Source organism: Pseudomonas sp. PGPR40, from assembly GCF_022014505.1.
Classification (GTDB): domain Bacteria; phylum Pseudomonadota; class Gammaproteobacteria; order Pseudomonadales; family Pseudomonadaceae; genus Aquipseudomonas.
The window spans coordinates 25,923-39,595 of sequence record NZ_JAKLSP010000029.1 but is presented as its reverse complement, the minus strand read 5'-3'; the positions used below and the strand labels follow the sequence as shown (position 1 = coordinate 39,595).

The window sequence follows — 13,673 nt, the reverse complement described above, 5'->3', positions numbered from 1 at the left end:
CCATCAAACTAAAACGCCGCAAGGACGCCTCATGGCCAAGACAATTTACGATAAGCCCACTCGCGCGTTGCTAAAGGACATGCTGGTGAGCTGGAACCTGCAACCGGGCCAAGTCTTCACTGCTGCTCGGGCAATACAGTGGTTCGCGACGAATTACCCCAAACTGAAGCCAGGCAGCATCCGTGCGCATTTAGTCCAGGCTGCCACGAACGATCCTAGTCGCTTACATCATCCCTCGACCAATGTAACTGACGACATTCTGTTCAAGGTTGCTCCTGGCGAGTTTCGGCGCTACGAAGCGGGTAAGGATCCAGCGCCAATTCGTGAAATGGTAAAGGGCGATATCGCCAAGCAAGAAATAGAAGATACTGAAATTGATCGCGACGACTCGGAGGAAATCAATCTACCCGGCTCTACCGAATTTCTACTGGAGAAAGACCTGCAGCGTTACTTGGCGGAAAACCTGGAGTGCATCGAGGCGGGCTTGAAGCTGTACGAAGACGAAGACCTCCGAGGTATCGAATACGAAGCTGGTGGAGGCAGACGTATCGACATTCTTGCTGTTGACCGCAACGGTGCCTTCGTCGTGATTGAGCTGAAGGTCTCTCGGGGCTACGACCGCGTGATCGGCCAACTGCTGCGCTATATGAACTGGGTTCGGCGCGATCTCGCGGAGTTAGGCCAAAAAGTACGCGGTATCATCGTGTGCCGAAGCATGTCCGAGGATCTGCGACTAGCTTGCTCAAGCATGAAGGACGTGGAGTTGTTCGAGTACAAACTTTCCGTAGCAGTTACAAAGGTAGCAACACTTCAACTACCGGAATAAGGACACCACGAATAATCCAGCACTCCTATTCTCTCAATGAGACTATCCATTTGACTGACAGCTCAATACAGGACGGTAGTTTTAGCCGTTACAGAAAATATCTACGTATCGATGTGGCCCTATTCATAGCTAGTATGGTCGGAGCCTTCACCCTTAGTGGATTCGCACATCTGGAAAAGTACTATCTAGTGTTAGATGTGCCATTTGAGCGCATAAACATCAGTGCACAGCAATTCGTGGCCTATGGAGCGGCTGGGTTAGGCTCATATATCGCTGCCTTGGGATTCGCGGTTGCGTTGGTGGGAACGGTGACTCTCCTATTAGTGCTTTTTGAGAAACCAAGAAAAAAAACGGAGGAACCCACGGCTCTACCGTTATGGGCGGCACGCATTCGGAATCAAGCAATCGAACATGCCATGGCGTTTAAGTTTGTAGCGTGCCTCTGCATGGTAGCGCTATTGATGGGGTGCACGAGGTATCTCCTCGTAACGATACCATCAGATACAGGCCGATCCGCTGCGCTCAAAACCGCAACCGAATGCACAGCGCGTGCATTGGTTTACCAGAACCTTGATCGTTACGAGGGATGTCAGGTTGCAGAGTCTGACGACATGATTTACTTACTCAAACGAGGTCATGTCGATAAATTTGGTGTTGGGTTCCACACGCTTGAGTTACCGAAATCGGGCTTGAAGAACATCGTAGGTGCAGAGCAGTACATAACCTACGAGCGTTAAATCATCGCGCGATCACACGTCCGCGGCTGATTATTGCCCACGTTGCACCGGAATCGCCCGTGTGTATGGGCGATTGGCTACAGATTCAGCGCGTGTTGCAGCATTCCAACAATATCCGGCCCCGATAGCGACCCCGGCCGCATTCAAATGCGCCTTAAAAAACCGATCCCGCACGACAAAGTCGCTGACATGCGGCAAACCGCTTTTGCTATTCAGGAAGACGAAGTGAATTTGTGTTGCCGCACTGTTGTTATCTCGTTCCACGATATCGACCGTCTCCGCTTTCTTGTACTGGTCGATCGCGTTGATCCTGCGCAACGCATCCCATGCCGGTGCCAGCAACCGTACTTTCCGCGTCGAGCGCCGAATCTTCGTCACCCGATAATCCCCGCGCACCTTTGATCGACGAAACGTAACCGTCCCCTGCTCAAGGTCGACATCGTCTCAAGCCAGCGCAATGGTCTCCGACACCCGTAGCCCTGCCCAAATCATGAACTGCACCATCAACACCTCCTGCGTGCGCTTGGTCGGCGTTTCAAAGATCTGTTTGATCTCCGCCCTGGTAAATGGATCCGGGGCTTCAGGATCAGGTAGGCGAACGAACAAACCCTCGGTAGGATCATGCGCGACCTTTTTGCAAGTGCGGTACAACCTGAACACCTGCCGCCCATTGCAGATAATGTCGCGGATGGTCTTGTTCTTGAGGCTTTCGAAAGCGTGTCCTGCACCCGCTCCTGCAAGTCCAGGTGATCGATCTGGTCAACCTGAACCTTGCCCCAGCGCGGTCGAACATGCACTTCGGCCTTGTTGGCATAACCTCGAAAAGAGGTTGCCGCAACGCTATTGCTTCGAATCTCTCCTTCACCGCCAAATTCGATATACACAAACCCCTGATTTCGAGAGAAGTCAGGGGTTTTGTGGTTTCTGGTGTCTGGATTTTTTCAATCATGGCTGCCGCTGGCTCAGGCGCATCAGCAAAGGCGCGTCCGAAAATGATGTAGGAAAAGTGCTAGGCGTGTGGGAAGTAAAGCTGGAAAGCTAGGTGGTTGGGTGCTTCCATAGGTTTCAGCACCCCACATGGGCCATCTCGGGAAGGGGTATTTGTTTTGCGCCTGCAGGGTGCAAAATGAATCAAAGGGCAGTGCAAATGACGCCCCCATCATCCAGAGCGGACGTACGAACGTTATGCAGGAAATGACCATGAAACAGGCAGAGTTGGAAAAGGTTCATGTGGAGATCGTCAAACTGCTCGCTGAACAGCGCAAGCTGAACGCCGAGGCTGGCAAGATGACCCGTGAGACTTTTTGGTATCCAGTGGCAGTTGCTATTGGGCTGATTGGCACGGTAGCTACCGTTACTGCGGTATTGATTAAGCTGCTCTAATACTTCAGGCACTATTCCCAACCTGGAGGCTTCTGCTTAGGGGACGTTCAGACAATAGGCTCCCGCTCGAAACCAGGGCAATGCGTGAACGGGACGCGGCTTCCGAACGATATGTAGGACTTAAACTGCTTTTTGGGTACGACCTTTTCAAGCTGCCCCCAAAGCTACGTTTCGGGCGTGTTCCGCCCCCCTGTTAGACTGTCACCCCCCGGCGGGAATCGATCTCTATACTCAATTCTCGCGCCGTTTTCCCCGTCGTTTCACCCCATCTACGACAGCTTGAACAAGGACATTTCATGATCACCACCACAACCCACACCATCGAGGGTCGGCAAATCACCGCTTATCTGGACATCGTCAGCGCCGAGTCGGTGCAGGGCGTTAACGTGATCCGCGATCTGTTCGCTGGCATGCGGGATTTTTTCGGTGGGCGTTCTCAGACATTGGAGCGGGCATTGAAAGATGCGCGGATTCAGGCCACCGACGAGATCAAGGAGCGGGCGCGGGCGCTTCAGGCGGATGCAGTGGTAGGGCTCGATTATGAGATCAGCATGCCGGCCGGCAAAGGTGGGATGGTGGTGGTGTTTGTGACCGGGACGGCGGTCAAACTGCGGTAAGTGGATGTGAAAAAATCTTCATTGCGCCGCCGTGCCAAGGACATGCACCTTCTGATTATTCGCCATCCGGTTTTGTGGGAGGCAGACGCTGGCCATTCGTCGGGCGCGTAATAATCTGAATCACAAGTCCGGGAATGACCGGCTAGTCTCAGAATCCTGGGTGGTCGATATTTCTCAGGCAAAAAGGGCTTGCCGGTATCGACCCCGTTAGAGAGGAGCGAAGATATGACTGAGCCGTATATCGAAGACGACGGGGCAGAGTTTCCGATCAATGATTGCGTGCAGTGTGGTCAGACGGACTATGTGCCGAGCTTCGGTGAAGACCGTATCAAGATCAACAAAATCAAATCCGCAGTGCCTCGAACCCGAGGGCCGAAATCGAAATTCATGCCCAAGCTGGGTGCGCCTTCCAAGAAGTAAACAGTTACCGCACGAACCCCGCCATTGAGCGGGGTTTCTTTTTTTTGATGGGTAGAAAGCATGGCTCGGTGGCAATGCCGGAAAATGTCCTACAACTTTGCGAGCGCTAGTGTTTTTTTCACAAACTTTTCACACCGGCCTACGTAATCTCAGCTCATCCGTTAGAAAGCAGTACCCTGGCCCGTCTCCCCAGCGGGCTTTTTTTTGCCTGTCATAAAACCTTTTCCGTAAATGCTGTCCAACCGTCGCCAATGACGAGGTTGTTCCGTATTTGTGTCTGGACTTTGCCTCCTCTAAAGCATTCAATCTCCGGCCTTTCTGTTTCCCCCTTTTTTGAGGTTCTCGTTATGCGTTTGACACTGCCTGCTCTGGTTCTGGGCCTTTTGGTTGCTCAAGGTGCGATGGCTGCCGGTGATGGCACTGCCGCGCTCGGTGGTGGTCTGGGTGGCGCGCTGGGTAATGTGGTCGGCCAGAAAATGGGCGGCAGCACCGGTGCAGCGATTGGTGCTGGCGTAGCGGGCGCAGCCGGCAGTGCTGTTGCAGCACGTAAAGGCAGCCGCACCAAAGCGGCCATCGGCGGCGGTGTCGGCGCGGCAGGCGGTTCGGTGATCGGCAACAGCCTGGGCGGCAAGACAGGTTCCACCATCGGTGCCGGCCTGGGCGGTGCATTGGGCGGCGGCGTGGGCAGCAATCTGTCCAAAAAAGGCCACTGATCCCGAATGATCCGCTGAAAAAGCCCGGCTCGATGCCGGGCTTTTTCGTTTTGGAACGTTTCTCCAGGATGTGGCTCAAATCTCGTACAGTCGGTATTTGCTTTGTTCAACAGACGCAGGTGCCAGGCTGAGGCCTATCCGCGGCCCGTTCTTCCCCCGATGCGGAAATTAGAGGTTCATATCATGCGTTTGACATTGTCCACGGTGGTTTTAGGACTTTTGGTCGCTCAGGGTGCAATGGCTGCCGGCGACGGCACCGCTGCAGTGGGCGGTGGTCTTGGCGGCGCGTTGGGTAACGTGGTCGGCGGTCAACTAGGCGGCAGCACGGGAGCAGCAGTGGGCGCTGGCGTCGGCGGTGCGGCAGGCAGCGCGGTCGGTGCGCGCAAGGGCAGTCGAACAGAAGCGGCCGTTGGCGGCGGTATTGGCGCGGCGGGCGGCTCAGTGATCGGCAATAGCTTGGGCGGCTCCACCGGTTCGACCATTGGCGCTGGCGTGGGCGGTGCAGCCGGTGGCGCGGTGGGCAGCAACCTGGGTAATGACAGCGACAGCTCGCATTCCGGTGGTGGCAAACACAAACACAAGCATAAAAATAAGTACAAGCATCGCTAACTCGATATCGAGTGACAGTAGAAACCCGGCCCAGTGCCGGGTTTTTCATTTCTGTCAGTAGGACTCTGGAACGTTTGCTCGTAGGACGCCTCGAACTTCATACACCCTTGGACGTTTTGAGGCATGTCATGACTCCGGAAACCGAAGGCATGGAAGAAGAAGGTCCGATCAACGATCCTGGCAACGAAGATCCGGGGTCTCTGATGGACGACGCCACGGTGCCGCTCAACGATGCCGATGACGCAGGCGATGTGGGCAATATCGAGTACGACGAATACGACGAGGAAGACGACGAGTGACAGGGGGTTGTGGTCGGGCCGACCGATCGTCCCTCTAATCGAACCGCGTCTATCGTGTTGTCCTCGAAATGTCAGGATCTGCTTTTCAGGTCCATTGAGAGGTGCGTTATGAACGCTGATCCAAAAGACTCCGATATCGACGATACCCCCGAATATCCGCTGCCTTCACCTACCGACTCTCTGAGTCGCGATCAGCGCCCGCCCGACGATGACGACACCGGCGTGGAGCAGGTGCCCACCGATGACGACACTGGAGTGGAGCAAGTGCCCACCGATGATGTGAAGCGCGGTGATGTGGAAGCCCATCCCGATGACCCGGACATTGCCGGGAACGATTTATCGGGAGAACCGAACTGAAGCCCTGAGTAGCGAGCCATCGCCGCTTGTCGATTGTGCGGCACCTTTAAAAAACGACCGCTGCCAGAGATCAGATAAAGCACTCTTTAAAGGAGGTGCGCCATGATCAGATCAAAATTGACGACCCTGACAGTGGTCGGCTTACTGTCGATCAGTTCATTGGCGGCGTTTGCTCAATCGTCTGGCCGCGATGCGCCGGTCGACAAGGGCGGGATGCCACCCTACTCGGAAATGAATGCGGGTTCCTCGGATGGAAAAGTACCGCCACCGGATACCATTGGTGGTGGGAATGGCGGCGATGCCAGCGGGAGCAGCACCAGCCCGGGGGAGGGAAGTGGCTCGATGAGCGGGGGAAGTTCGATGGGGAGTGGTTCTGGAAGTGGGTCTGGAGAGTCAGGTGGTTCTGAGAGTGAAGGGAGCGAGACGGATAGTACCGCTGGTGGTGCTCCAGGTTAGAGGTCCTGAATGCCAATTAGCCCGGACATAAACCGGGCTTTTGATATAACTGATTAGATTTTTTCTGATTCAATCCAGCGTCTATAGAAAAGTCGCTGTTCATTTGGATCATTTGTTAGATTGTTGTCATCATAATCAAAAATGTAAACAATATCGGTGAGTGATGATGCTTTACCTAATGTCAATTCGTACGCTTTCAATCCAAGCGACATTTGTGATGACATACTGGAAGGATGTACGTTGATTTTTGAGCCTTTGCAGAGAAATTGTATATTGGGGTTATCTTCTCGAATACGACCGAAGCACCTGTAAAAATCACTATCTGAATATGTTTTGTTAAAGCCACTTTTCATTGTGAAAGTTATTGTCACATCTTTGTTGTCACATAGGAGATTGGCGACTTCCTTGGCGCCTTCAATGCTTATAGTTATTTCGACTTTTGATATCATTTTTTTATTATCCTATATGGATTTGGTATGGAGTAGCCTAACTCTCTACCGTCATCAATGATTAGTGTGGCTCCAAGTACGTCGACGTTTTTTATACGATTAGCTATGGCTATCTCTTTTTCTACCCCGAAAAGATACGCTTGTCCAAGCTCTTTCTGTAAATCATGTCCATCTATTTTTTGAAGAGTATAGAGATAACCTATTTTTGTGTGATAACCGGTAGCGAAAAGCTTGCCAACATCTCTCGACGGGGACGTGCTAATGAAATTACTGGGTGGGTTATCACTGTCTATGGAATGTAGCAATAGGTCATTGCTTTTACCCTTACTTTTAAAACCGTTTAGAAATACATCATCAGGCTCTCGTTCATCCCCGCGATATAAGTAATCCTTTTCTCTTCTAGAGGACGGAGTTTTTGGCTCCCCCTCATCAACCCCAACCTTACCCGCCGGATCCTCATCCCCAAACGACGGCTTCCTACACCCATCTGTCCCAGGGCAATCACTCAACCCCAACGGATCAACCCAACCCGCCGGATTGCGCGTGTACTGATAGCCGTTTAATCCGCCCGCCAACTTGCTGGGATCCGGCGTCAGGTACCGTCCGACATCCGGATTGTAGTAGCGATGCCGGTTGTAGTGCAGGCCGGTTTCCGCGTCGAAATACTGCCCTTGAAAGCGCAGCGGTTGATCGAGGATTTGGTGGGTGTCACGGTTGAGGCGGGTGAGGCGGCCATATGCGGCGTATCGGGCAGCCCAGATGACGTCGCCGCTGTAGTCGGTGAGTTCTTGCGGTGTGCCGAGGTGATCGAGTTGGTAGTAGAACGGGCAGGCCTTTTTCGGTCCTTTGCCGTCGAGCATGGCCAGCGGGCGGAAGCTGCCCGGTTCGTAGACGTAGCTGCGGTAGTGTTCGCGGCTGCTTTCGGCGATGAGGTTGTCGCCTTGCCAGAAGAATTCGGTGGTGTGACCGTCGACGGTTTTGGCGATGCGACGGCCGAAGGCGTCGTAGCGGTAATTTGAACAACGACCGTCTGCAGTAGTGACGCCGATCAACCGGTGCTGGCAGTCGTAGCGGTATTCGGTGACGAGTTCTTGCGCGGTGCCGCGTCGTTCGCGGATCAAGTTGCCGAAGGCGTCATAGTCGTAATGGCGGTCGCCCTGCATCAGCAGGCGATTGCCTTCGACGGTCGTCGGGCCGGGACGATCCTGCATCAGCAGGTTGCCGGCCGGGTCGTGGGCGAAGCTTTCCGGCGGTTGGTCGCGGGAATGGCGGACGCGGATCAGGCGGTCGAACGAGTCGTACTGGTAGCTGCGCTGCCCATGGCGGGTGTCGGCGATATGGTCGAGATTGCCGTTGGCGCTGTAGGCGTAGTCGCGACGGTACAGCGGATGTTGAGATTGGCTGACGGCATGAGCTTTCAGCCGGCCCTGATCGTCATAGGCATATTCGCTGGTGAGTTGACCTTGTTGGCGTTGCTGTTCACGGCCGAAAGCGAATTGGTGGGTGGTGAGGCGTGTGCCGTTGAGGTCGATCGCCGTCAGCGCGCCACCCTTGGCGTGGTGGTAGTCGAGTTTGCTGTTGTCCGGCAGGCGTAAACGATTGAGCTGGCCGCAGGCGTCATAGCCATGACGCAAGGTGCCCCAGCCCTGGTGTTCGGTGATCAGGCGGTCCTGCTGGTCGTATTCGAATTCCAGCGGGTGGTCATGGCCGTCGTTGACACTGGTCAGTCGGCCCAATGAGTCGTAACAGTATTCGACCTGGATACCGTCAGGCAGGGTCTTGACCAACAGGCGTCCGGCCAAATCCCGTTGATACCCCGTAACCAGTTGCGAGCCGTCATCGCCGAACTCGGTTTTCTCCAGTAGGTGCCCGTTGAGGTCGTAGACGTAGGCGGTGCGGCGGCCGTCGAAGCCGGTTTCCTGTCGGATCAATCCGCTGGGCGTGTAGTCCAGCCGATAGTGTTCGCCGGATTCGTTTTTAATTTCCGTGAGCAGCAGCTGCGCGTTGTCGTAGCGGTACTTGAGCTGAGTGCCGTCGGGGTTGATGCGGCGGCTGACCAGATGCAGGTCATCGGCGTATTCGTAGCGGGTGACGCGGCCCGGTTCATCGCGTTCCGCGGTGATCTTGCCATAGGCGTTGTAACTGAAGGCGCGGCTGGTGCCGGTAGGCAAAATCGTCTGGGTCAGTCGGCCAACGGGATCCCACTGGTAACGGGTGACGGTTCCGTGTTCGTCCTGACGGGTCGTCTGCCGCCCCAGCGCATCGTAGGAAAAGCGCCGCTGCCCACCGTCCGGCAGGGTCTCTTCGAGCAACTGCCCCAAGGCATTCCAGACGAACACATGTCGGCTGGTGTCCGGGTAGCGGATCGACAGCAGCCGCCCCTGAGGGTCGTAGTGGTAATGGGTGATATGGCCGTCGGGATCGGTGGCCTCGGTCACATCGCCCTGGGCATTGCGCTGGTACTTCCACACGGCCTTGCCGCGATAGCGTGCATGCAGGAAACCGTTGCGGTATTCGTAGGATGTTGGCTCGTCTTGCGGCGGAATCAACGCCACCAACCGTCCGACGTCGTCATAACGATATTCAGTGACGGCGCCGAGCGGATCCTGCTCGGCCACCAAGCGGCCCTGTTCGTCATAGGCCTTGAGCTGTTCGCCACCGTTAAGCCCGACCTTGCGCACCAGCCGCGCCCGGTCGTCGTGCTCGTAAACCTCTTCGCTGCCATCGACGTTCTGGACGGTGACGCTGCCCTGGTCATCCCAGACGTACCGCGTGTCTATCTGCGCAAACGACGCCCAATGCCGCACGCAACGCGCCGCCTTGCCGGAGCGTTCCCACTCCCAGAAGAAACTCGCGCCACCGGCCAGTTGCCGCTGCAGGATTACATGCCGGTCATCGTAGTCGTAACGCTCGCTTTCCCCGACGGCATTGGTTACTTCGATCAAGCGTTGGCGAGCGTCGTAGCGATAGAAAGCCAGCGTCTGCTCTGTACGCCAGGCTTGATTCATGGCATCGGTGCGGTGAAACGACTGGTATTCGATGGCGACGAGGTGCCTGCGCTCATAGCACAACTGCAGCGAACGACCGGCGCCGTTATCGAGGCGTTGAATGCGATCCTGACGGTCGCGAGTGATATGGAGGCGGTTGTCGTAGGCGTCGCTGATCGCCGTCAGCCGACCGTTGTGAAAGTGATAAAAACGCGCGTCGTCGCCGGCCTGGGCGAGGATCAGTTCTTCGGGAGCATCGCCCAGATAAATCGCGGCGCGCGACAGACTGTTATGGATCGACGGGCGTTCGCGGTTCGGCAAGGGAAAGGTGGAGCGACGATTTTCATGGTCGATCCAGACGACGTGTTCATCGTCCAGCTCCAACCGCTGCGCCAGTGAATGGCTCCAGCCCCAGCCCAGCCCGCAATCGATCTCCACCGCGCTGGTGCGGTACAACCGGGTGAAGGCAAACGGCAGCAGCCCATTCAGCGAACCGTCGGTCAGGGTCAGCAGTTCTTCGCCATTGACCATCGACACCGGACAGCCGTTGGTAGCGGTTCTATCCGCCGAATCGGCACTGTCGCCGTTGGGGTTTTTCGCCTGGTTCGATGCATCGTCATGAGGTTCGTGACGGCCCAGCCGGGTCATGGCGCTGGACTTGTCGCGAGCAATGGCTACCGGATTGTTCACCTGCACAACCGGAGAGTCGCCGGCACTGATCTGCAGCGGAACCGTCGGTGCCGGTTTCAGCGAAGCATTTCGTGCGTTGACCACGAGCGGTTTGAGCGCGCCAGCGTGGGCTGTCAGGTCAGATCTGGCCGTCAGTTCGGCCAGTCGAAAACTGGCCGCCGCCAACCACTGTCGAGCCTGCCGGGACTTGATCTTGTCCAATACTTTGGCGCTCATGCCGAGCTTCAGGCCCGTAGGACCGATGAGGCGCACCAGCAGGAAACTGATCAACAGTTCTGTACGAATTTGCGCCACGACTTCGGCGATGTACTGCGGCGGCAACATCCTCAGCCAACTGGTGAAGGCCGCGAGATGGATGAACATCAACGGTTCATCGCTCAACATCAGCAACACATTGGCGATGGCTTCAGCCGAGGCATTCAGCAGCGTCTCAAGCTCGCCTTGGGTCAGGTACTCAAGGAGTTTTTCGCTGTTGGTTTGCAGGTCTGCCACCAGGGCGTAGACCTGCTTGACGTCATCCCACAAACCGTGCAGCGAACGCTCGAAGCCGCGCCAGTCGGCCTGTTGCAGCATGCCGTAGCGCTGGGTGAACCCTGCCTCGGAAAAACCTGCCCACAACGGTTGGAATTCGCTCGTCCATTCATTGCGCAACCAGCCTTCCAGCTCGCCGATCACGCTTTGATAGGAGGCGTAGAGCGCTTTGACGTGCTCAGCGGAAACATTGGGAAAGAAAGTGATGCGATAACGCTGGCCGCGCCAGCATTCGGGGATTTCGAGGATGCCGCTGGGGCCGATGGTTTTGTGGACGGGTTCGCCGAACGTCAGTTCGCCATTACGCTGCAAGATAACCGGTTCGAGCATCACCGGCGTATTGCCGATTGGCACGAAGCGCGCGGCCTCGAACAGGTGCACCAGAGTCAACGGACCGCTGGCGGGGCATATGGCGAGTGTCGAACTGACAGGGGCGGTGGAGTCCTTCGGCGCACTGAGCCGGACTTCATTGCCGACCTTGAACACTTGTTCGACATTCAACGCCCCGCCGGTCCAGAAGTTTTCCGCCCAGGCTTCGTAGTCATTGAGGCAGAGTCGAAAATCATCGAGTAGCGCTTCGACGTTCGGCTGCTCGGGGTTCATGGCGGCGACCACCAGCAAGCCGATGGCATTGTTCAAGGCCAGGACCTTGTCAGGTTCGAACATTCGCAGTCCCTCGCGCTGATCAATGTGGAACGCGAGACTTTGCGGGGGATCAGCAAGGAAAGAAGTCGGGAAAGGAGGTGTTTGGTGTAGGGGAAGTCGCTAAATCATCGCGGGAGTCTCGACACAGATTTTTGGTATCCGTCAGGCGTTGCCCGTTGCTCTCTACCAATCGCGCTCGCTATGCTGCTGAACCTTTTAATCCATCACGGACCCGGTCGTGCCTGAGCCGCTCCTGGGATGTCATGAGAAAACGGATCTGATGCGATGAATGCACCCTTGGATGAGTTCGGCCCGATCAAGGCCGTGATTTTCGACATGGACGGCTTGTTGCTGGATACCGAGGGCATTTACACCGAGGTCACGTCCATCATTGCCGAGCGTTATGGCCGGTCCTTCGACTGGAGCGTCAAACAGAACATCATCGGCCGTGGCGCGGGTGATCTGGCGCGCTATGTGGTCGAGGCGCTGGACCTGCCGATCACCGCTGAAGAGTTTCTGGTGATCCGCGAACCGCTGATGCGCGAGCGTTTTCCGACGGCGCTGGCGATGCCTGGCGCAGAGGAACTGGTTCGGCACTTGAAGGCCAATAACATTCCCATTGCAGTGGGCACCAGTTCTTCACGTCAGTCGTTCGCTCAGAAAACCACCTTGCACCGCGACTGGTTCGCGCTATTCGACTTCATCGTCACCGCGGATGACCCGGAAGTGGGGGCGGCCAAACCGGCGCCGGATATCTTCCTGACGGCGGCGCGGCGCCTGGGTGTCGCGCCGGAGGATTGCCTGGTGTTCGAGGATTCACCGTTCGGCGTCACTGCAGCGAAAGCGGCGGGAATGACGGCGATTGCGATCCCGGATGCGGCGATGGCCGACGAAAAGTACGCACACGCCGATGGCATTCTTCGTACGTTGAAGGCGTTCAAGCCTGGTGCATGTGGTTTGCCGGCACTCGATTGGGCTTAACGCCGGAAATGTGGGGGCGGGCTTGCTCGCGAAGAGGGCGTGTCAGGCAACATTAATGTCGACTGATACGACGCCTTCGCGAGCAAGCCCGCTCCCACAGTGACCTGCATCAGGCGCCGAAACCACCGTCGATGGTCAGGCTGGCACCGGTGATGTAGCCAGCTTCGGGACCGACAAGATAAGCGACGAAACTGGCGATTTCTTCCACTTTGCCGTAACGACCCACGGCCATCAACGGGATCAGGCTGTCGGCGAAGTCGCCGCTGGCGGGGTTCATGTCGGTGTCGACCGGACCCGGTTGCACGTTGTTGATGGTGATGCCCCGTGGGCCGAGGTCGCGGGCCAGGCCTTTGGTGAGACCGACCAGCGCCGATTTGCTCATGGCGTACGGGCCACCACCGGCGAAGGGCATGCGCTCGGCATTGGTGCTGCCGATATTGATGATGCGACCGCCTTCGGTCATATGTCTGGCGGCTTCCTGGGTGGCGATGAATACGCTGCGTACGTTGATGGCCAGTGTCTGGTCGAAGTCTTCGAGTTTGAAGTCTTCCAGCGGTGCGACAGCCAGAACGCCTGCGTTGTTGACCAGGATGTCCAGGCGACCGAACGCTTCGACGGTGGCATTAACCGCATTGCGAATGGCGACGGCATCGGCACTGTCGGCCTTGATGGCCAAGGCTTTGCCGCCGGCAATAGTAATGCTGTTTTGCAGCTCTTCGGCCTTTGCGGTGGAGCTGACGTAAGTGAAGGCGACGGTAGCGCCTTCGGCGGCCAGGCGTTTGACGATGGCAGCGCCGATGCCGCGTGAACCGCCTTGAATCAGAGCTACTTTGCCGCTGAGGTGTTGAGTGGTCATGTCGATCTCCAGAAATTCAAGGCGGGCTGCCTTGTTGTTGGAGTCGAGTATCGGCCTCGCACAACCCTGCGGGTAGACCGTCATTGCTATAGTCTGTGTAAACCAGAAGTTTATAGT

The 13,673-nt window shown here is 56.4% G+C and carries 15 protein-coding genes and 1 pseudogene; 12 read left to right on the top strand and 4 right to left on the bottom strand.

Translation table 11 applies throughout. The annotated features are described in order from the left end of the window. Nucleotides 1-31: 31 nt before the first annotated feature. Nucleotides 32-826: an endonuclease NucS domain-containing protein gene (locus MEB48_RS22690; protein WP_237886118.1), complete on the top strand. Its 795-nt coding sequence runs from the start codon at nucleotides 32-34 to the stop codon at nucleotides 824-826. A 50-nt stretch (nucleotides 827-876) separates the two neighbouring features. Further along, the gene (locus tag MEB48_RS22685) at nucleotides 877-1,563 is read left to right on the top strand and encodes a hypothetical protein (RefSeq protein WP_237886117.1); all 687 of its coding nucleotides are present in this window, start codon (nucleotides 877-879) and stop codon (nucleotides 1,561-1,563) included. Nucleotides 1,564-1,671: 108 nt separating this feature from the next. Here MEB48_RS22685 and MEB48_RS22680 read toward each other — a convergent pair. Continuing rightward, a pseudogene (locus tag MEB48_RS22680) lies at nucleotides 1,672-2,417 on the bottom strand (tyrosine-type recombinase/integrase); the annotation flags it as partial. Here MEB48_RS22680 and MEB48_RS22675 point away from each other — a divergent pair. The 9 genes from MEB48_RS22675 (at nucleotide 2,310) to MEB48_RS22635 (ending at nucleotide 6,417) form a co-directional block, all read left to right on the top strand. Further along, nucleotides 2,310-2,564 (top strand): hypothetical protein, encoded by a 255-nt coding sequence (locus tag MEB48_RS22675; protein WP_237886163.1) that lies wholly within the window; start codon nucleotides 2,310-2,312, stop codon nucleotides 2,562-2,564. The pseudogene MEB48_RS22680 and the gene MEB48_RS22675 overlap by 108 nt on opposite strands. Nucleotides 2,565-2,763: 199 nt before the next feature. Continuing rightward, nucleotides 2,764-2,946 (top strand): hypothetical protein, encoded by a 183-nt coding sequence (locus MEB48_RS22670; protein ID WP_237886116.1) that lies wholly within the window; start codon nucleotides 2,764-2,766, stop codon nucleotides 2,944-2,946. Nucleotides 2,947-3,242: 296 nt separating this feature from the next. Further along, nucleotides 3,243-3,563 (top strand): YbjQ family protein, encoded by a 321-nt coding sequence (locus MEB48_RS22665; protein ID WP_007902143.1) that lies wholly within the window; start codon nucleotides 3,243-3,245, stop codon nucleotides 3,561-3,563. Between the two features lie 225 nt (nucleotides 3,564-3,788). Then, on the top strand, nucleotides 3,789-3,983 hold the full coding sequence (locus MEB48_RS22660; protein ID WP_095051910.1) for a hypothetical protein: 195 nt from the start codon (nucleotides 3,789-3,791) through the stop codon (nucleotides 3,981-3,983). A gap of 347 nt (nucleotides 3,984-4,330) precedes the next feature. Further along, nucleotides 4,331-4,696, top strand: coding sequence for a hypothetical protein (locus MEB48_RS22655; RefSeq protein WP_007902140.1), 366 nt, complete (start codon nucleotides 4,331-4,333; stop codon nucleotides 4,694-4,696). A 183-nt stretch (nucleotides 4,697-4,879) separates the two neighbouring features. After that, nucleotides 4,880-5,305, top strand: a complete 426-nt coding sequence (locus MEB48_RS22650) for a glycine zipper domain-containing protein (protein ID WP_237886115.1) — start codon at nucleotides 4,880-4,882, stop codon at nucleotides 5,303-5,305. 128 nt (nucleotides 5,306-5,433) lie between these two features. Then, nucleotides 5,434-5,604, top strand: coding sequence for a hypothetical protein (locus MEB48_RS22645; RefSeq protein WP_237886114.1), 171 nt, complete (start codon nucleotides 5,434-5,436; stop codon nucleotides 5,602-5,604). A gap of 108 nt (nucleotides 5,605-5,712) precedes the next feature. After that, complete coding sequence (locus MEB48_RS22640; RefSeq protein WP_237886113.1) at nucleotides 5,713-5,961, top strand: hypothetical protein; 249 nt, start codon at nucleotides 5,713-5,715, stop codon at nucleotides 5,959-5,961. A 102-nt stretch (nucleotides 5,962-6,063) separates the two neighbouring features. After that, on the top strand, nucleotides 6,064-6,417 hold the full coding sequence (locus MEB48_RS22635; protein ID WP_237886112.1) for a hypothetical protein: 354 nt from the start codon (nucleotides 6,064-6,066) through the stop codon (nucleotides 6,415-6,417). Nucleotides 6,418-6,470: 53 nt separating this feature from the next. On the opposite strand, the gene MEB48_RS22630 is transcribed toward MEB48_RS22635, so the two are convergent. Beyond that, nucleotides 6,471-6,866: a hypothetical protein gene (locus MEB48_RS22630; protein WP_237886111.1), complete on the bottom strand. Its 396-nt coding sequence runs from the start codon at nucleotides 6,864-6,866 to the stop codon at nucleotides 6,471-6,473. Next, entirely contained in the window at nucleotides 6,863-11,740 is a 4,878-nt protein-coding gene (locus tag MEB48_RS22625; protein ID WP_237886110.1) for an RHS repeat-associated core domain-containing protein, read from the bottom strand. The genes MEB48_RS22630 and MEB48_RS22625 overlap by 4 nt, the downstream gene beginning before the upstream one ends. A 264-nt stretch (nucleotides 11,741-12,004) precedes the next feature. Here MEB48_RS22625 and MEB48_RS22620 point away from each other — a divergent pair, with 264 nt between their 5' ends. Next, a complete protein-coding gene (locus tag MEB48_RS22620; RefSeq protein ID WP_237886109.1) occupies nucleotides 12,005-12,700 on the top strand; it encodes an HAD-IA family hydrolase in 696 nt (231 codons plus the stop codon). 109 nt (nucleotides 12,701-12,809) lie between these two features. Here the strand turns inward: MEB48_RS22620 and MEB48_RS22615 are convergent, their stop codons facing one another. Beyond that, nucleotides 12,810-13,556, bottom strand: coding sequence for a 3-oxoacyl-ACP reductase family protein (locus MEB48_RS22615; RefSeq protein WP_237886108.1), 747 nt, complete (start codon nucleotides 13,554-13,556; stop codon nucleotides 12,810-12,812). Between the last annotated feature and the right edge of the window lie 117 nt (nucleotides 13,557-13,673).

Coding starts and splice junctions, on each gene's coding strand:
- MEB48_RS22615 (WP_237886108.1), bottom strand. CDS start 13,556: ATGACCACTCAACACCTCAGCGGCAAAGTAGCTCTGATTCAAGGCGGT.
- MEB48_RS22665 (WP_007902143.1), top strand. CDS start 3,243: ATGATCACCACCACAACCCACACCATCGAGGGTCGGCAAATCACCGCT.
- MEB48_RS22655 (WP_007902140.1), top strand. CDS start 4,331: ATGCGTTTGACACTGCCTGCTCTGGTTCTGGGCCTTTTGGTTGCTCAA.
- MEB48_RS22640 (WP_237886113.1), top strand. CDS start 5,713: ATGAACGCTGATCCAAAAGACTCCGATATCGACGATACCCCCGAATAT.
- MEB48_RS22660 (WP_095051910.1), top strand. CDS start 3,789: ATGACTGAGCCGTATATCGAAGACGACGGGGCAGAGTTTCCGATCAAT.
- MEB48_RS22635 (WP_237886112.1), top strand. CDS start 6,064: ATGATCAGATCAAAATTGACGACCCTGACAGTGGTCGGCTTACTGTCG.
- MEB48_RS22620 (WP_237886109.1), top strand. CDS start 12,005: ATGAATGCACCCTTGGATGAGTTCGGCCCGATCAAGGCCGTGATTTTC.
- MEB48_RS22630 (WP_237886111.1), bottom strand. CDS start 6,866: ATGATATCAAAAGTCGAAATAACTATAAGCATTGAAGGCGCCAAGGAA.
- MEB48_RS22650 (WP_237886115.1), top strand. CDS start 4,880: ATGCGTTTGACATTGTCCACGGTGGTTTTAGGACTTTTGGTCGCTCAG.
- MEB48_RS22645 (WP_237886114.1), top strand. CDS start 5,434: ATGACTCCGGAAACCGAAGGCATGGAAGAAGAAGGTCCGATCAACGAT.
- MEB48_RS22670 (WP_237886116.1), top strand. CDS start 2,764: ATGAAACAGGCAGAGTTGGAAAAGGTTCATGTGGAGATCGTCAAACTG.
- MEB48_RS22690 (WP_237886118.1), top strand. CDS start 32: ATGGCCAAGACAATTTACGATAAGCCCACTCGCGCGTTGCTAAAGGAC.
- MEB48_RS22625 (WP_237886110.1), bottom strand. CDS start 11,740: ATGTTCGAACCTGACAAGGTCCTGGCCTTGAACAATGCCATCGGCTTG.